Source organism: Curtobacterium sp. MCPF17_003 (assembly GCF_003224385.1).
Taxonomy (GTDB): Bacteria; Actinomycetota; Actinomycetes; order Actinomycetales; family Microbacteriaceae; genus Curtobacterium; species Curtobacterium flaccumfaciens.
In genome coordinates this window covers 24,610-42,134 of sequence record NZ_QKLC01000008.1, presented here as the reverse complement: position 1 = coordinate 42,134, position 17,525 = coordinate 24,610, and the positions used below count along the sequence as shown (strand labels likewise).

Here is a 17,525-nt window from a genome sequence, read left to right as displayed (position 1 = left end):
GGTCAACGGGTTCCACTCGAACTCCACACCTCGTACGGTTTCCGTACCGCGGTTCGCTGTCGTCCCCCCGCACCGGCCCGCCAGGGCGCCGGTGCTGGCAGTGTCCGCGGCAGGAGGGGAACCCGAACAGCCCGTGACGCACAGCGAGTCCGGTGCCGACCAACCACCGGTGGCCGAGACGAGCGAGGGACGTGAGTCCCGGATCAGGGGACTCCCTGCTCGGGTCACCGGCGCCACGCGTCGGTGATGCGTGCGTCACGCTGCAGGGCTCGCCGGTCCGCCCCCATCGACCGGCGCTCCTCCGGGACCGCCCCGGCCATCGGATTCGGGTTCCGTGGCCGGGGCGGACTCATCCCGTCTGCATGCGGCTCAGTAGACGTCGCGCACGTACCGCTTCGCGCGACGCATGTCGGCCAGGTACGCCTGCGCGTCGTCCTCGCCGCGCCCGCGTCCGGTCCGGATGACCTGGAGCAGCGCGGCCTCGACGTCCTTCGCCATGCGTGAGGCGTCGCCGCACACGTACACGTGGCCGCCGTCCTCGAGCCAGGCGAAGAGCTCCGCCGAGCGCTCGAGCATCCGGGTCTGCACGTAGACCTTCTCGGCCTGGTCTCGCGAGAACGCAAGGTCGAGGCGGTCGAGCACGCCCTGTTCCTGCAGCTCGGTGAGCTCGTCCTGGTACACGAAGTCGGTGTCCCGGTGCTGGTCGCCGAAGAACAGCCAGTTGCGTCCCGTCGCCCCGGACACGGCCCGCTCGTGCAGGAACCCGCGGAACGGCGCGACACCCGTGCCCGGTCCGATCATGATCATCGGGGCCGACTCGTCCGCCGGCACCCCGAACGACGCGTTCGGCTGCAGGTAGACGTCGACGGTGCCGTCCGGGTCGACCCGGTCGGCCAGGAACGTCGACGCGACACCGGCGTACATCCGGTGCGGGTCGCCGTAGCGCACGGACGCGATGGTCAGGTGGATGCGGTCCGGGTGGGCCAGCGGACTCGACGAGATCGAGTACTGCCGCGCCTGCAGCGGCCGCAGGTTCGGCAGCAGCTCGTCGAGTCCCGGGGCGGCCGGTCCGGCGTCGCGGAGCAGGTCGAGGACGTCGCGTCCCCAGAGCCAGCGGTCTAGCTCGTGCTTGTCGCCGTGCGCCACGACGGCCGCGAGCTCGCTCGACGGCGCGCGCTGCACCAGGTCGGCGATGAGGTCCTTCGAGGGCGTCCGGATCTCACGGTCGGTCCGCAGGACCTCGGTGATCGGCCGGCCGTCGAACGCCTCGCCGCCGTTCGCGCCGACCTGCTCGAGCAGGTCCGCCACGAAGACCTCGTCGTTCACCGGCACGACCGCCAGGGCGTCGCCGGCCGCGTACTCGATGCCCGAGTCGCCGAGGTCGAACTCGTAGTGCCGGATCTCCTTCGCGCTGCGCGGCGAGGAGAGCAGCCGGTTCTCGACCAGGCGCGACGGGTACGGGTTGCGCTTGTTCCACTGCGACCCCGGACGGGAGGCACGGCTCGCGCCCGCCCCGCCGGTCGCGCCGGCACCGTCGCCGGCACCACCGCCCGCGGTCGCGCCGGGTGCAGCCGTCGCGCCGGCCTCGGCGGCGAGGCGGTCGAGGACCGCCGCGGTCCACAGAGCGGCCGGGTCCTCGAAGTCGACGTCGCAGTCGACGCGGTCGTGGACCCGGGTCGCGCCGAGCTGCTCGAACCGGGTGTCGAGGAGCTTGCCGGCCTGGCAGAACTCGTCGTAGCTCGTGTCGCCGAGGCCCAGGACGGCGTACTGCAGCCCCTCGAGCCGCGGCACGGTGCTCGCCTGGATCGCGTCCCAGAACAGCCCGGCGTTGTCGGGCATCTCGCCCTCGCCGTAGGTCGAGGTGACGACGAGCACGTGCGACATCTCGGCGAGCTGCTCGGGGGTGACGGCGTCGAGCGCGCTGGCACGACCGCCGAGTCCGCGGGCCTTCGCGCCGGCGACGAGCTCGTCGGCCAGGAACTCGGCGTTGCCGGTCTGGGTGCCGAAGAGCACGTCGATCGTCGTCGTGGGCGCGCTGGCTGCGACCTTCTTGCCGGCGGCGGCGATGCCCGCGATGAACCCGGCGAGCCAGGACTCCTGGGCGGCCGAGAACGGTGCGTCGACGGGGATCAGCGACCCGGTCGGGGGGAGCAGGCTCACGCGGTCACCGCCTCGGTCGGCGCCTGCGGTGCACGGCGGGCGATGTCCTCGAGCGCCGCGGTGGCGAGCAGCTCGTCGAAGCGGGCCTCGCGGACGCGGCCGTCGTTCTTGGCGTTCTGGTGCATGATCCACCCCGTGGTGCCCGGCGCGTCCATGCTGCGGTTGTTCCGCTGCGTGAGCGCGCGCTTGTAGTCGTCGAGCCGCTTGATCGCGATGAGGGTCGCGAGCTGGTCGTCGGCGAACCGGTCGAGCGTCCCGCGCAGGTACTTCACGACGCGCTGCTTGACGGAGAAGTCCTCGGTGAGCACGAGGTTCTTGACGGCCTCGGCGACCCGCGGGTCGGCGGCACCGAACGCACCCGGGACGCGCTCCAGGGCGACGTCCTGGGCGACCCCGAGCACGGTGTACGACGACAGCAGCGAGAACATGTCCTCGCCCTGGTCGCCGAGCGCCGGGGCACGACCGTCGAGCACCGTGCGCTGGTCGCGGTAGTCGAGCTTGAACGCGCGGAGCTTGTCGGTGGCGATCGAGGTCGCGAGCTCGTCGAGGAGCTCGGGCCGGGTCGCCGCCGCGAGGATCTCGCCGGCGTCCTGCGTGAGCAGCAGGGCACGGGGCATGCCGACGTAGACGTGCGCGCGGGCGGTGTCCCACTCGGCGAGCAGCCGCTCGGCCAGGGCCGAACCCGTCGCCTCGAGGTGCCACTCGAGCAGCAGGCGAGCGGCGGCCTCGTGGAACGCACCGCGCTCGGTGTCGGTGACCGGGAACACCAGGAGCGAGTCCGTGCTGGCACGCTCGGCGACCTGGCCGGAGGGGTCGTACTGGTACAGGAACCCGCCGGACATGCCGTTGCCGAGGCCCTTGCCGAACGCGCCGAGGTTGAACACGGCGCCGCCGGTCATGTACTCGCACCCGAAGTCGCCGAGGCCCTCGACGACGGCGGTCGCACCGGAGTTGCGGACGGCGAACCGGTCACCGGCCTCGCCCTCGACGAAGGTGCGACCACCGGTGGCCCCGAACAGCGCGAAGTTGCCGACCAGCACGTTGCCGCCCTGCTCGGCGCTGCCGCCACCGGGGGCGCGGACGATGATCCGTCCGCCGCTCTGGCTCTTGCCGACGCCGTCGTTCGCGGTGCCGGTGTGCTCGAGCACGACGCCGTCGTTGTTGAAGACGCCGTAGGACTGCCCGGCCGAGCCCTGCGTGCGGATCGTGACCGCGCCGTCCACCAGCCGGCGGCGTCCGCGGTCGTCCGTCGTCACGGCGGGCAGGCCCTGCACGTCCTCGGCCCCGAGCTCGTGGTTGAGCAGACGCTCGAGGTCGATGCCGAGCTGACCGCCGACCGACTTGTCGGCGTTGCCGAGCAGCACGCCGTGCACGAGCACGTGCTCCTGCGCGTGGTCGACGAGGGCGGTGCGGACGCGCTCGAGCAGGGCGTCGTCGGTGTGGAAGTCCTTCTCCAGGTACTCCGGGTCCGCGACGACCTTCTCGGGCACCTGGGCGAGCAGGGCGCGGGCGTCGAGCCGGCCCACGCTCGCCGGGTGGTCCAGGAGCTGCAGCAGGTCGGTCCGGCCGCGGGCCTCCCGCAGGGAACGCAGGCCGAGACGGGCCAGGATCTGCCGCACGTCGTGGGCGATGTTGAGCAGGTACTGCGCGAGCGCGCGGGGGTCGCCCTCGAACGCCTCGGCGTTCGTGGTCAGGCCCGCCGGGCACTTCACGTTGCAGTTCTTGGCCATCACGCAGCCGAGCATCATGAGCGCGGTCGTGCCGAACTCGAAGCTGTCGCCGCCGAGCAGGGCGCTCGTGACGACGTCGCTGCCGGTCTGGTGCGCACCCGAGCAGCGGAGCGTGACCTTCTGGCGCAGGCCGTTCGCGACCAGGGCCTGGTGCACCTCGGCGACGCCGATCTCGGCGGAGCGGCCGGCGTACTTCAGGCTGGTGACGGCCGCGGCACCGGTGCCGCCGGTGTTGCCCGCGACGTTGATCACGTCGGCGCCCGCCTTCGCGACGCCGACCGCGATGGTGCCGATGCCCTCGGACGAGACGAGCTTCACGATCACCCGGACGCGGGCGGCCTTGCAGTCGTGGATGAGCTGCGCGAGGTCCTCGATCGAGTACGTGTCGTGGTGCGGCGGCGGCGAGATCAGCTCGACGCCGGGCGTACCACCACGGGCCGCGGCGATGTCCACCGTGACCTTGGGTGCGGGCAGCTGACCACCCTCGCCGGGCTTCGCGCCCTGGCCGATCTTGATCTCGAGCTCCTCGAGCATGGGGTCGGCGAGGTAGCCGGCCCAGATGCCGAACCGGCCCGAGGCGAACTGCTTGATGCGCGAGCCGCGGATGGTGCCGTAGCGGGAGTGGTGCTCGCCGCCCTCACCGCTGTTCGACATGCCGCCGACCATGTTCGTGCCGTGCGCGACGGCCTCGTGGGCGGTGGCGACGAGTGCGCCGTGGCTCATCGCACCGGACGCCAGGGTCCGGGTGATCTCGTGGGCCGGCTGCACCTCGTCGAGCTCGACGCTCGCCGGGGCGCTCTGCAGCAGCGCGAGCAGGGCGACGGCCGCACCGGTGGCGCGGAGCGTCACCCCGGTGTCGTCGACGGCGTCGACGTCGATCTGCCCCGGGTGGAGCAGCGCGAGGCCGTCCGCCAGGGCCGCGTGGCGCAGTGCACCCGTGGTCCCCGTCGACGTGAGCTCCAGGCGGAACCGCTCCGTGCCTCCCGGCAGGTCCTGGTCGTCCGACGGACGCGAGCCGGAGAGCCCGCGCACGGTGACGCTGGCGTTGCCGCTCGTCGAGAAGCGGCCGAGCTCGCGGGCGAAGTCCTCGGCCGTGTCGATGCCGGTGACGTCCGCGGGCAGCGCGAGCACGTCGCGGAGCGCGGCGGGGCGGCGGGACCGCTCGTCGTGGGTCGTCTGCAGGAACGTGACGTAGCCCGGCGTGATGCGGTGTGCGTCGATCTCGGCATCGCTCAGCCGGTCGTACCCGGTGTTCCGGTACGCGGCGTCGGTGATGCCGAACGAGTCGTCGAGCTGGCCGAGCGTGAGCAGGCGCAGCGCGTCCGAGTCGCCGGAGCGTTCGAAGGCCGGGCGCTCCTCGGTCATGCCGCCGAACCCGCGGACGCTCGCGACACCGAACGAGTGGCCGGCGCCGTCGGAGCGTTCCTTGAACAGGCCGAGCAGCGGGACCTGGCCCTCGGACGCCACCGAACGGGCACGCTCGTGCCAGTCCGTCGCCGCCTGGGCGATGCGCGCGAAGCCGACGCCGCCGACCGGTGCCTGCATGTGCGGGAAGATCCGCGCGAGCACGTCGTCGCCGGTGTCGAGGTAGTTCGGCTCGAAGAACTCGCCACCGATGTAGCTCTCGGCGGTGCACAGGCCGACGCGGCCCATGGTCTTCGCCAGGGCCTTCTCGGCGGCCTTGCGGAACTGCTTGAGTGCCAGGTCGGTCGCGGTCAGCTCGCCGGCGGGTGCGGGTGCGGCGGGGTACTTCTCCTCCGCACGCAGCCGAGCGCTCAAGCTGTACACAGCGGCGGCACCGAAGCCCAGCGCGGTCGCGACGTGGTGTGACGATGGCAGCTGACCGCTCTCCGCGACGACGGACACCCGCAGGCGCAGACCGGTCTCGATGAGCCGCTGGTTCACGGCGGCCACGGCCAGGATCACGGGGAGGGGCGCATGGGTCGACGACACCTCGCGGTCGGTCACGACCGCGATCCCGCCACCGCGCGCCGCGAAGGCCTCGATCGCGTCGCACAGCACGTCCAACGCGCCGCGCATCGCGTCGGCGTTGGCCTGCTCGTCGGCGGGCACCGGCACGTAGAGCATGTCGAAGCGCTCGAGCGGGACGATGTCCTGCTCGCGCAGCCGCACCATGTCGAGGTGCCCGAGGATCGGCGACTGCACGACGAGCTGACGCCCCGTGGTGCCCGTGCCGTCCGGCTTCGCGCCGAGTGCCACGCGCATCGACATCCCGTCCGCCTCGCGGATCGAGTCGAGCGGCGGGTTCGTCACCTGGGCGAAGCGCTGCGAGAAGTACTTCGCCATGCCGCCCTCGGTGTCGCTCAGGGCGTTGATCGCGTTGCCGTAACCCATCGCCGAGATGCGCTCCGACCCGTTCTGCAGCATCGGGTCGAGCATGAACCGGAAGCTCTCCTGGTTCAGCGAGTACGCCACGTACCGGCCGGCGAGCGACAGATCGCCGTCGTAGCCCAGGGTGGACGTCGTGCGCTCGTAGTCCGGAGCGGGCACGTCGTCCAGGTTCACGCGAGCGGCGTCGAGCAGGGTGCCGTAGTCACGGCGGGCCGCGAGCATGTGCAGCACCTCGCCCGTGCGCATGCGGGTGCCGGTGCGGTGGTCGACGACGAGCATGCCGCCGGCCTCGATGCGGCCCCGGTGCACGACCTCGTCGGCGTCGAACTCGACCTGGCCGGCCTCGGACGACACCATCAGGTACTCGGCCGTCTCGACGGTGCGCAGCGGGCGCAGGCCCAGGCGGTCCAGGCGGGCGCCGACGACGTCGCCGTCGCTGAAGATCACGGCGGCGGGACCGTCGTTCTTCTCCTCGTACAGCGAGAAGTACTCGAGCATGTCCCGGACGTCCGGGGTCAGGGTGCGGTCGTTCTCCCACGCCGGCGGCATGAGCGAGACCACGGCCTCGATGATCTCGAGCCCGTCGTCGAACACGCGGCTCTGCAGGGTCTGGTCGAGCCGGCTCGAGTCCGACTGCCCGGGCGGGCGGACGATGCTCCGGGTGCGGGCCCGCGCGAGCGCCTCGTCCGACAGCCGGTTCTTGCGGTCGGTGTTCAGTTCGCCGTTGTGCGCCATCAGGCGGAACGGCTGCGCCATCGTCGGGTGCGGCTCGGTGTTCGTCGAGAACCGGGTGTGGAAGTACAGCGTCCGCACCGAGTGCCGGGGGTCGCGCAGGTCGGTGAAGTACCCGATCACCTCGCCGGAGTTCAGCCGGCCCTTCAGGATCTGGGTCCGGGCGCTGAGCGACAGCGGGTACAGGGCGGCGTGCTCGGCGCGCTCGGCGGCGGCCTGGGCGTAGGAGACGGCCTCGATGGCGAGCAGGGCGCGGTTCGCGGCGGCGTCGACCTCGGTGCGGTCCCAGTCGGACGGTGCCCGGAAGACCCACTGCACGATCGGCAGCTGGTACTGCTCGGCCTCGGGGCGCGCGACGGAGTGGTCCACCGGGACGTCACGGACCAGCAACAGCTCGAAGCCCTCGGCCGTGATGGCGTCCGTGACGGTCTGCTCGGCACGGGCGCGCTCGTCGGTGCCGTCGGCTCCGTCGCTGCTCGGCACGAAGCAGTTCGCGACGCCGAAGTGCCCGGCGCGCAGCTGCTCACCGGTGATGGCGCTGAAGAACTCCACCGACAGGTCGATGCTGACACCCGCGCCGTCGCCGACACCCTCGGCGGACTTGCCGCCGCGGTGCGGGATGGAGCAGAGCGCTTCGTCGCCCTTGCGGATGACGTCGTGGCTCGGCGTCCCGTCGAGACGGGTGATGAAACCGACGCCGCAATCGCTCGATTCGCGGGCAGGGTCGTAGAGACCGAAAGAGGTGGGGTTCACGTGCGGGTCCAGTGGGGCGTTGCCGACAGCGGACGGCGCGGGCTGCATCGATGGAGCGCTCGCCGCGGGCAGACCGATGGTGGCAGTCGGGCCCTGTGGGGTGGTGGTGCGGTAGGGCGATGCTACGGCTTGGTATACCGACCGTGCAACACGGGTGGTGTGGGGCGCGGCGCGGGGTTCTCCGGCTGGTGCGAGGTCGATCACCCGGTGCGAGGTCGCAGCGCCGCACCGAGTGGACGACCTCGCACCGGGAGGAGCGACGCGGCGGCAGGTGCCGTGCTGCTCGCACCCGCCACGCCAGCCCGTGGGACGGACCCGGTGACCGCCGTGCTGGCGTCGGCCGCCAGGGTGGTTCCGGGGCGGATGAGCTCGCCGATCCCGCGCGGCACCGCGCGCTCCTCGCACCGTTCGAGGGGTCAGGCGTACCGCTGTGCTGCCCGGAGTGCGGCGCCGGTGTACGAGCCGCCGAACAGGAACACGTGCAGCAGCAGCGGTGCGAGCTGGTGGAGCTCGACGCGCTCCTTCCAGCCGTCGGCCAGCCGTGACTCCCGGTCGTAGGCGGCGAGCACCGTCTCGAGCCGGGGGAGCCCGAACAGCCCGAGCAGTGCCAGGTCGGTCTCCGCGTGGCCGCCGTGGGCGATCGGGTCGATGAGCACGGCGCCGGTCGGTTCGGACGGGTCCGTCGGCCAGAGGACGTTACCGGCCCACAGGTCGCCGTGCAGGCGCGCGGGGCGGTCCCCGACGAGCACGGGCTGCGGCGACCCGAGGGTTCCGTCCTGCACGCGCTGCGCGACCCGCTCGAGCACGGCGGCCTCATCGCGGTCGAACCCGCCGGCGTCGACGATGCGCCGGACGAAGTCGCGGATGCGGTACTCGGCGAAGAACTCGCCCCAGGTCGCCGGCGCCTGCTCGGCCGCGGCGAACGGCGTGCGAGAGCGGCCCATCCGCAGTGCCGCACCGCGGGTCCATCCGGCGGGCGGCGCACCCCAGTGATCGGCGCCGGCGGCGTGCATGTGGGCGAGGGAGCGGCCGAACCGCTCGGCCTGGGCGGCGGTGGGCGAGCCGTCGGAGATCAACTCGAGGTCGAGCACGGTCGGGCCCGGACGCCCCAGCACACGGGCGATGCGGGTCCCTCCGGTGTCCTCGGCCTGGGCGAGCCAGGCGAGCCCGGCGGCTTCGGCTGCCGCCTCGTCCGCGGTGGTGAACGTCTTCACGTGCGTCTCGGCCATCGGCCCATCCTGCCGAGGGAGCACCGTCGACCGTTCAGCCGACGGTCACCCGGTCACGCGCTCGGCTCTCCCCGCCGGGCCGCGTGCACCACGAGTGCCAGCTGCACCCGGTTCTCGACGCCGAACTTCTCGTACACGTGCCCGACGTGCGTCTTCACGGTGGCGAGTCCCACGTACAGGTCGGCGGCGATCTGCGCGTTGGACGCCCCGTTCGCCACGGCGAGTGCGACCTCCCGTTCCCGCTCGGTCAGCAGGGCGAGCAGCCGGCGCGCTTCGGTGTCGTCCGCAGCGGCGCCGGCCGTTCCGCCGCCCCGGCCACCGGCCGCCTGGCCCGAGCGTGGCCCGGCCGCGAACGCGATGACCCGGTCGAGCACGGACGGGGACAGGATCGAGCGCCCGGCCGCCACGGTCCGCACGGCCTGCACGAGTTCGTGCGGCGCGGTGTCCTTGAGCAGGAACCCACGGGCACCGGCCTGCAGTGCTCCGAGCACGAGGTCGTCGCCCTCGAAGGTCGTCAGCACCAGGACGGCCAGGTCGGGTCGTCGGCGCAGTTCGCGTTCGGTGGCGACGAGTCCGTCGCACCGGGGCATCCGGATGTCCATGAGCACGACGTCGGGCGCGGTCGACGCGATGACACCCTCGGCTTCGAGCCCGTCGCCCGCTTCGCCCACGACCACCAGGCCGTCGTCGCCGCTGAGCAGCATGCGGAGCCCGACGCGCACGAGCTGGTCGTCGTCGACCAGGACGACGCGGACGGGAGCGGTCACGGGGTCCACGGCAGCACCGCCTCGACCACGTGCACGCGTCCGTCGTCGCTGCCGGCGCGGAAGCTCCCGCCGACGAGACGGGCGCGTTCGGCGAGCCCGCGCAGGCCGTGCCCGGCCGAGTGCCCGGAGGCGTCCGCGGGCGCAGGTCCGTCGGCCAGCGTGTTCGACACCACCACCCGGATCGCCGACCCGCGGACGGTCTCGACCACGACGTCGACGGGCTCTCCTGGGGCGTGCCTTCGGGCGTTCGTCAGTGACTCCTGCACGATCCGGTAGGCGTGTCGCCCCACGGCGGTCGGTACCGCCGCACTGTCGGCGTCGACGCGCGCCCGGACGGTCGCACCGCCGGCACGCGCCTGGTCGAGCAGGGTGGGCAGGTCGACGAGGGTCGGCTGCGGAGGCGCGGTGCCGGTCACCTCGTCGCCGCCGTTCGCCGCGGGGTCGCGCAACACCCCGAGGACGTCGCGCAGGTCGGTGAGCGCGGAGTGCGCCTCGGCCCGCACGACCCCGGCCGCCGCGGCGGTCTCGTCGGGGGTGAGCCCCGGGCCGCGGTACTCGAGTGCACCGGCGTGCAGCGCGACCAGGGACAGCCGGTGGCCCAGGACGTCGTGCATCTCGCGGGCGATGTGGGCGCGCTCCTGCTCGCGGGCACGGTCCTCGCGCAGCTGCTGGTCGCGTTCGAGCAGGGCCGCGCGCTCGCGCAGGGACAGCAGGAGCGCCCGGCGCTGTCCGATCCCGATGCCGATCGCGACGAGCAGGGCGATGCCGACGGCACCGGCGACGAGGATCTGCCAGAGCGGCATGGCGTCGTCCTGGGGCGCCAGGACGACGTCGTAGAGCACCGTGGCACCGAGCAGCACCGCACCGGCGACGGCGAGCTCGACGGCCCGGCGCCGGGTGGCGAGCGACACCGTGGCGATCGCGGCCGCCCCGACCGCCAACGTCGACACCGAGCTGAGGGCAGCGATGACGACCGTGATCGACAGCGGTGCCCGGTGCCGGAACGGCAGGAGGACGAGGGCAGCCAGACCGGCACCCACATCGCCGAGGATCAGCGCGCCGACGTGCAGGTCGCTCCAGCCGCGGGTGTCCATCGACGGCCACACGAGCCCCGCCGTGAGCAGTCCGGTCAGGGCCGCGACGGCGACACGCCAGCTCTGTGACCACACACGCTGCCCGAGTGGCACAGCGGGGAGCGCGGTCGAGGTCATGCCCCGAGCCTAGGGAGCCGTCGGGACGAGCGGATCCGCCGAAGGTCGGAGGTCGGGGGTGCCCCGTGTCTCAGACCGCGTCGACCAGGGCCCGCGCCAACGGGTGCCACGCACGGGACGACGGCCCGCTCAGCACCAGGGTCCGTTCGAGCCGCCGGGCCATCGGGATCATCACGAGGTCGGGCGGCAGCATCCCGCGGCCCAGGGTCGGCACGATCGACACGCCCTCGCCTCGCTGGATCATCCCGAACATCGTGCTCATCTCCCGCACCCGGTGGGCGTAGCGGAAGGGGCGGCCGTCGAGCTCGTGGAGCTTCTGGACCTGGTACTCGCAGCCGCCGCCGCCCGCCACCAGGCCGTCCTCGTGCAGGTCGTCGAGCGTGAGCGCGGGCAGTTCGGCGAGGGGGTGGTCGCGGCGGATCACGGCGGCCATCTCGTCCCGCGCCACGACCACGCCACCTGCGGGTGCCGGCGACGGGTCGACGAGCACTGCGGCGTCGACGGTGCCCGCCTCGAGCCACTCCGGCATCTCGTCGTCGTCCCCCTCGTAGACCTGCACGTCGACGTCCGGCAGGGTCACCGCCCACAGCTCGCGGAGCCGCGGCAGCAGGCCCTGGCAGACGGTGGGGACGGCGGCGAGGCGCACGGTGCCGCGCGCCGAGGCGGGCCGGACCACCGCCTCCAGGGCTTCGACCGAGGCGAGCACGCTGCGGGCGTGGGCCAGCAGGCGGTCGCCCAGCGGTGTGGCGGCGGCGACCGTGCCACGGCGCACCACGGGGCCGCCGACCTCGCGTTCGAGCCCGGCGACGGCGTGGGACACCGCGGACTGGCCGACGCCCAGGGCGGTCGCCGCCGCGGTGAAGGACCCGGCGTCGAGCGTGGCGACGAACGCGCGCAGTTGCTGGACCGAGACGGTCATGCGTCCTCCTCATGTCGGCATGAGCCCCATGCGTTTGCCGCATGTCACTCGCTGGTCCGACACTAGGCCACGTGAACGCCCTCCTCTACGCCCTCGTCGCACTGACCTGGGGCTCGAGCTTCCTCTTCGCGAAGATCGGGCTCGACGGTCTCGCCCCGCAGCAGGTCGCCACCGTGCGGACCGTGCTCGGTGGGGTGACGCTCGTGGTCGTGTTGCTCGCCACCCGGCGCCGGTGGCCCCGGGAGCCGCGGACGTGGGCACACCTGGCGGTCGTCGCGGTGTTCCTCAACGCGGTGCCGTCGTCTCTGATGGCGTGGGCCGAGCAGACGGTGCCGTCCGGGCTCGCGAGCATCTACAACGCGACCACGCCGATCATGACGCTGGCCGCGCTCGCGGTGCTCGTGCCGTCCGAACGGCTGCGCGGACGGCAGGTGCTCGGGATCGTGCTCGGCATCGTCGGGGTGCTCGTGCTGGTCGGCCCGTGGGACGTCCTGACCGACCCGGAGGTCCTGGCGAGCGTGCCGGGGCAGGTCGCACTGCTCGGCATGACCACGTCCTACGGCATCGGGCTCGCCTACCTGCGCCGGGTGGCCGTGGCGAGCGCGTACGACCCGGTCACGCTGGCGACGGTCCAGCTGACGCTGGCCTCCGGGATGCTCCTGCTGGTCGCGCCCGTCATCGCGACCGGTCCGGTGCAGCTGGACGGGAGGATCGTGGCCGCGATGATCGCGCTCGGTTGCGTCGGCACGGGGCTGGCCTACGCCTGGAACACCCGGCTCGTGCAGGCGTGGGGCGCCGGTCGCGCCTCCACCGTCACGTACCTGACGCCGGTGGTCGGGGTGGCCCTCGGTGTGCTCGTGCTGGGGGAGCGGGTGCGGTGGAACGAGCCCGTCGGCGGACTCGTCGTCCTGCTCGGGATCGCCCTGGCGTCCGGGGTGCTCCTCCGGCGGCGGGAACCTGCGGCGTCCGCCGCCTGACCGGTCCGCCGGGTCGAGCCGTAGGATCGGCGGTGACGACGACGAGGTCGTCGACGAAGACGGAGACGGGCATGCACGACACCCACACCACCCGCGCGACCGCGTCGGTCGCAGCCATCCTCGCCGAGTCGGCGGCGCGCTACCCGGACGACATCGCCGTCATCGTGGGCGACGTCCGCACGACCTACGCCGAGCTGTGGGCGCAGACCCTGGCCTACGCCGGGGCGCTCCGCGCGCGGGGTGTGACCGAGGGGGCGAAGGTGGCGATGCTCGTGCCGAACGTCGCGGACTTCCCCCGCGTCTACTACGCCACACTGGCCCTCGGCGCGGTGGCCGTGCCCGTGCACGCGCTGCTGAAGCGCCGCGAGATCGAGTACGTCCTGCGCGACAGCGGAGCGACCCTGCTCGTCTGTGCTGCCCCGCTGCTCGGTGAGGGCGCTGCCGGTGCCGAGCTCGCCGGTGTCGACGTCGTGACCGTGCTCGCGCCGGCGACGACCGACGACGGGTCCGCGGTCGGCCCCGACCGGCTCGAGGCGCTGGCGCAGCAGAGCGTGCCGCTCGACACCTACGTGCCACGGCACCCGTTCGACACCGCGACGATCCTGTACACGAGCGGCACCACCGGCCAGCCCAAGGGTGCCGAGGGTTCGCACTTCTCGCTGCTCGAACAGGTCAACACGAACCTGATGACCACGTTCGACATGCACCGCGGGGACGTCCTGCTCGGCGCCCTGCCGCTGTTCCACACGTTCGGGCAGACCTGCACGATGAACACCGGGTTCCGGACCGGCGCGACGCTCGTCATGCTGCCGAGGTTCGACGGCGACTCGGCGCTCGCCGCGATGGTCGAGCACGGCTGCGGCATCTTCATGGGCGTCCCGACGATGTACATGGCGCTGCTCGACGCCGCGACCCGCTCCGAGGCCCGTCCGACACTCCGGTACGCGATCTCCGGCGGTGCCTCGCTGCCGCTCGCGGTGCTCGAGCGGTTCCAGCAGGTCTTCGACGCGCCGATCCACGAGGGGTACGGGCTGACCGAGACCTCGCCGGTCGCCACCTTCAACCACGTCGGACGGCCCCCGCGGCCCGGCACGATCGGTACCCCCGTGTGGGGCGTCGACGTCGAGATCGCCGACCCCGAGGTCCGCGACGCCATCGTCATGCTGCCGCACGGCGAGATCGGCGAGCTCGTGATCCGCGGCCACAACCTGATGAACGGGTACCTCGACCGGCCCGAGGACACCGCAGAGGCCATCGTCGACGGGTGGTTCCGCACCGGTGACCTCGGTACGAAGGACGACGACGGGTACCTGACGATCGTCGACCGCACCAAGGACATGATCATCCGCAACGGCTACAACGTGTATCCGCGGCAGGTCGAGGAGGTCCTCGCCACCCACCCCGACGTCGCGATGGCCGCGGTGTTCGGCGTGCCGCACGCGGTGCACGGACAGGAGATCGAGGCCGCGGTGGTCCTGCACGCGGGCGCGTCCGTCGAGCCGCAGGTCCTGGTCGACTTCGTCGCCGCCGAGATCGCCGCGTACAAGTACCCCCGGGTGGTGCACGTCCTCGACGCGCTGCCGCTCGGTCCGAGCGGCAAGGTGCTCAAGCGCGAGCTCGTCGACCGGTTCGGCGTCGCGGTGACGGCCGTTCCGTGATCCCTGCCCCGACCGCGCAGGGGCGATCCGTACGCTGACCGGGTGACCGCCAGCAGCGCCCCTTCGATCGTCCGACTGCTCTTCGCGTCGTCGCATCCCGGGCCCACCGTCACCGTGACCGTCCTCGCCGCGGTGATCGCCGCGGCCGTCGGACACCCGGTGTGGCTCGTGGTCCTGGTGGCGCTGACGGTCGTCGCCGGGCAGCTGTCGATCGGCCTGGCGAACGACTGGATCGACGCGGACCGCGACCGGGCCGTCGGGCGGAGCGACAAGCCGGTGGCCCGCGGGCTCATCGCCGTCGGCACCGTCCGCACGGCCGCGTACGCCACGGCCGGGGCCGCCGTGGTGCTCTCGCTGTTCCTGGGTCCCGTCGCCGCGGTCGCGCACCTGGTGCTCGTCGCAGCGGGGTGGGCCTACGACGCCGGGCTGAAGCGTTCGGTGTGGTCGGTGGCGCCGTTCGTCGTCGCGTTCGGGCTGCTGCCCGTCGTGTCCGTCGCGGCCGGGCCGGAGGGGCAGTGGCCGGCGTGGTGGGCGATCGCCACGGGTGCCGTCTTCGGGATCGCCATCCACTGCACGAACGTGCTCCCCGACCTGGTCGACGACGCCGCCACCGGTGTCCGGGGGTTCCCGCACCGGCTCGGGCTCCGTGGCGCGGGGATCGTCGCGTTCGCCTCGCTCGTCGTCGCGGCCGCCCTGGTGCTCGGCGGACAGGTGCTCGGCGACGACCCGGTGCGGGGCCTCGGGGTCGTGCTCGCGGTCCTCGGTGCCGTCGTGGTGGCCGGGCTCGCGGTCGTCGGCGTCCGGTTGGTGCTCGCGGGACGGGCATCACGCATCCTGTTCCGGCTGGTCATCGCGTCGTCCCTCGTGCTCGTCGTCGAGCTCGGCTTCGCGGGCGCGCGACTCGTCGCCTGACGACGCGGAACACGCTGCGCGTCTGCGCGCCCGACGCGAGCCGTCAGGCCCAGCGCATCGCGTAGAGCCGGGCCAGGCCGTGCGCGGTCGGCAGTGCCAGGGCGGTCCGGAGCAGCGCCTCCCGGCCGGTCGCCGTGACGGAGCCGAGCGGACGGCCGAGGGCCATGTTCACCTCGGCCTGCCGGGCCGCACGACGGGCGGCTGCTTGACGGCGGGCGGCGTACCTCGGCCAAGGACCGGCGACTCCGGTGCGGACCGCACGCGCGAGCAGCGGCGCCAGCTCGGCGGCGTCGAGCCAACCGAGGTTCATGCCCTGCCCGCCGATCGGGCTGATCTCGTGGGCGGCGTCCCCGATGAGCACGACCCGGCCGACGCCCACGCGGTCGGCGGTGCGACGGCGTACCCGGAAGCCGCTGGTCATCGAGCAGCTCACGGGGTCGGGGACGACGCCGGTGCGGTCCGCGACGAGTGTGGCCAGACGTCTGACGACCACGGGGTCCGGAGCAGCCGTCGCGCCGCGTTCCGCCGCCGCGAAGGCGTCGTCGTCCGGCACCAGGGCGACGTACCGGCGCCGTGCACCCGGCAGCGGGAAGGACTCGACGACGCCGTCCGGGCCGACGTCGACCAGCGCGGCGGACCGGGCTGACGGCTCCTCTGGATCGGCGAAGTCGCCCATCACGTAGCGGTCCGGGTACTCGCGTCCGGTCGTGCCGATGCCGAGCAGATCGCGGACGACGCTCCGGGCACCGTCGGCACCGACGACGAAGCCCGCGCGGATCGTCACCGTGTCGCCGTCCGGTCCGGTCCCGGTGGCGTCGACGTGGTCGGTGTGCGGGGACAACGCGGTCAGGGTGGTCCCGGTGCGCAGGGCGTCCGGTGCGCTGGTGCCGAGCCGGGCCCGGAGCAGGGACTCGGTGCGGTGCTGGTCGAGGGTGGCCACGTACGGATGGGCCGGCGAGGCTCGCTCGAAGCGCAGGGTGCCGAGGGTCCGACCGCGGCTCCTGGCCACTCCGGCGTGCACCAGCGAGGCCTCGGCGAGCACCGCGGCGTCCAGCCCGATCTCGGCGAACGCGTCGAGGGACGGCGGGTGGATGCCGATGGCCCGCGAACCGGTCGGGGGTTCGACCCGTCGTTCCCACACACGGACGTCGACACCCCGCCTGGCGAGGAGCGTCGCGAGGAACAGGCCGACGGGCCCACCTCCGACGACCAGGACGTCCGTTCGTTCCGCGCTCACGGGCCGAGCCTACGGAGCGACGGTGCCGCCGGGCCGGATGTACCGAGAGCGCAGTCCGGTGCCGGCGTCTGTCCGGCCTCACACGTGCGCCGGAGTTGCCTTCCGCCGAGGGGACGACCAGCACCTTGGAGGTTGACCATGAGCACACCCGACGACCGCACCCGACCCGACGTCGATGCCGCGCGGCGGGACGCAGGGACCGGGCCGGCGCACGACTCCGACGGCGCGACCCGAGCAGTCCCGGCGGAACGCGGCGCGACCCAGCGCGAGACCGTGCTCGAGCGCGAGAAGGAGGAGTTCTCCGGCTTCAAGTGGGGATCGGCCTTCTTCGGTTGGCTCACCGCGACGGGCACCGCCCTCATCCTGACGGCGATCCTCAGCGCGGTGGGCGCCGGGGTCGGCCTCGGCCAGAACGGCGGCGACGTCGACGACGCGGCGAAGGACGTGACCCGGAACGGTGACGTGGTCGGGATCGTCGGTGCGATCGCCCTGGCCGTGATCCTCTTCGTCGCCTACCTGTGCGGCGGGTACGTCGCCGGACGGATGGCCCGGTTCGCCGGTGCGAAGCAGGGCATCGCCGTGTGGATCTGGGCGGTCGTCATCGCCGTCGTCGTGGCGGTGGTCACCGCCGTCGCGGGGTCGCAGTTCAACGTCCTCGGCAACCTCAACAGCTTCCCGCGGATCCCGATCGACGAGGGCACCCTCACCGTGACGGGCATCGTCACGGCGGTCGTCGTCGCCGTCATCAGCCTGGTGGGGGCCGTCCTCGGCGGGATCCTCGGGATGCGCTACCACCGCCGGGTCGACCGCGTCGGCCTCGGCCGCTGAGCGCCGGCCGCCATGACCGCAGGACGGCACGTCAGCACGTCAGCACGTCAGCACGTCAGC

At 73.0% G+C, this 17,525-nt stretch carries 11 protein-coding genes; 4 read left to right on the top strand and 7 right to left on the bottom strand.

Annotated features, from left to right (window positions below):
- Positions 1-369: 369 nt before the first annotated feature.
- The 6 genes from DEJ30_RS09725 to DEJ30_RS09695 form a co-directional block, all read right to left on the bottom strand.
- Complete coding sequence (locus DEJ30_RS09725) at positions 370-2,160, bottom strand: sulfite reductase subunit alpha (protein ID WP_110860883.1); 1,791 nt, start codon at positions 2,158-2,160, stop codon at positions 370-372.
- On the bottom strand, positions 2,157-7,727 hold the full coding sequence (locus DEJ30_RS09720) for a glutamate synthase-related protein (protein WP_110860881.1): 5,571 nt from the start codon (positions 7,725-7,727) through the stop codon (positions 2,157-2,159). The genes DEJ30_RS09725 and DEJ30_RS09720 overlap by 4 nt, the downstream gene beginning before the upstream one ends.
- A gap of 416 nt (positions 7,728-8,143) precedes the next feature.
- Positions 8,144-8,956: a fructosamine kinase family protein gene (locus tag DEJ30_RS09710; RefSeq protein WP_110860877.1), complete on the bottom strand. Its 813-nt coding sequence runs from the start codon at positions 8,954-8,956 to the stop codon at positions 8,144-8,146.
- A gap of 53 nt (positions 8,957-9,009) precedes the next feature.
- The gene (locus DEJ30_RS09705; RefSeq protein ID WP_110860875.1) at positions 9,010-9,732 is read right to left on the bottom strand and encodes a response regulator transcription factor; all 723 of its coding nucleotides are present in this window, start codon (positions 9,730-9,732) and stop codon (positions 9,010-9,012) included.
- Entirely contained in the window at positions 9,720-10,934 is a 1,215-nt protein-coding gene (locus DEJ30_RS09700; RefSeq protein WP_110860873.1) for a sensor histidine kinase, read from the bottom strand. Before DEJ30_RS09700 ends, DEJ30_RS09705 begins: the two co-directional genes overlap by 13 nt.
- Before the next feature lie 70 nt (positions 10,935-11,004).
- A complete protein-coding gene (locus tag DEJ30_RS09695; protein ID WP_110860871.1) occupies positions 11,005-11,853 on the bottom strand; it encodes a LysR family transcriptional regulator in 849 nt (282 codons plus the stop codon).
- A 71-nt stretch (positions 11,854-11,924) separates the two neighbouring features.
- Here DEJ30_RS09695 and DEJ30_RS09690 point away from each other — a divergent pair, with 71 nt between their 5' ends.
- The 3 genes from DEJ30_RS09690 to DEJ30_RS09680 all read left to right on the top strand — a co-directional run bounded on the left by DEJ30_RS09690 (position 11,925) and on the right by DEJ30_RS09680 (position 15,400).
- The gene (locus DEJ30_RS09690; protein WP_110860869.1) at positions 11,925-12,830 is read left to right on the top strand and encodes a DMT family transporter; all 906 of its coding nucleotides are present in this window, start codon (positions 11,925-11,927) and stop codon (positions 12,828-12,830) included.
- Between the two features lie 71 nt (positions 12,831-12,901).
- Entirely contained in the window at positions 12,902-14,488 is a 1,587-nt protein-coding gene (locus tag DEJ30_RS09685; RefSeq protein ID WP_110861101.1) for a long-chain fatty acid--CoA ligase, read from the top strand.
- 42 nt (positions 14,489-14,530) lie between these two features.
- Positions 14,531-15,400 carry a UbiA family prenyltransferase gene (locus DEJ30_RS09680; RefSeq protein WP_110860867.1) on the top strand — a complete coding sequence of 290 codons (870 nt, stop codon included), beginning with the start codon at positions 14,531-14,533 and terminating at the stop codon, positions 15,398-15,400.
- Positions 15,401-15,443: 43 nt separating this feature from the next.
- Here the strand turns inward: DEJ30_RS09680 and DEJ30_RS09675 are convergent, their stop codons facing one another.
- Complete coding sequence (locus tag DEJ30_RS09675) at positions 15,444-16,637, bottom strand: NAD(P)/FAD-dependent oxidoreductase (RefSeq protein ID WP_110860865.1); 1,194 nt, start codon at positions 16,635-16,637, stop codon at positions 15,444-15,446.
- Positions 16,638-16,775: 138 nt separating this feature from the next.
- On the opposite strand from DEJ30_RS09675, the gene DEJ30_RS09670 reads away from it, so the two are divergent.
- Complete coding sequence (locus tag DEJ30_RS09670; protein WP_181420084.1) at positions 16,776-17,465, top strand: hypothetical protein; 690 nt, start codon at positions 16,776-16,778, stop codon at positions 17,463-17,465.
- Positions 17,466-17,525: the final 60 nt, after the last annotated feature.

Excerpts from the sequence above, each read along its gene's own strand:
- DEJ30_RS09710 (WP_110860877.1), bottom strand. The coding sequence starts at position 8,956 with ATGGCCGAGACGCACGTGAAGACGTTCACCACCGCGGACGAGGCGGCA.
- DEJ30_RS09700 (WP_110860873.1), bottom strand. The coding sequence starts at position 10,934 with ATGACCTCGACCGCGCTCCCCGCTGTGCCACTCGGGCAGCGTGTGTGG.
- DEJ30_RS09695 (WP_110860871.1), bottom strand. The coding sequence starts at position 11,853 with ATGACCGTCTCGGTCCAGCAACTGCGCGCGTTCGTCGCCACGCTCGAC.
- DEJ30_RS09685 (WP_110861101.1), top strand. The coding sequence starts at position 12,902 with ATGCACGACACCCACACCACCCGCGCGACCGCGTCGGTCGCAGCCATC.
- DEJ30_RS09670 (WP_181420084.1), top strand. The coding sequence starts at position 16,776 with ATGAGCACACCCGACGACCGCACCCGACCCGACGTCGATGCCGCGCGG.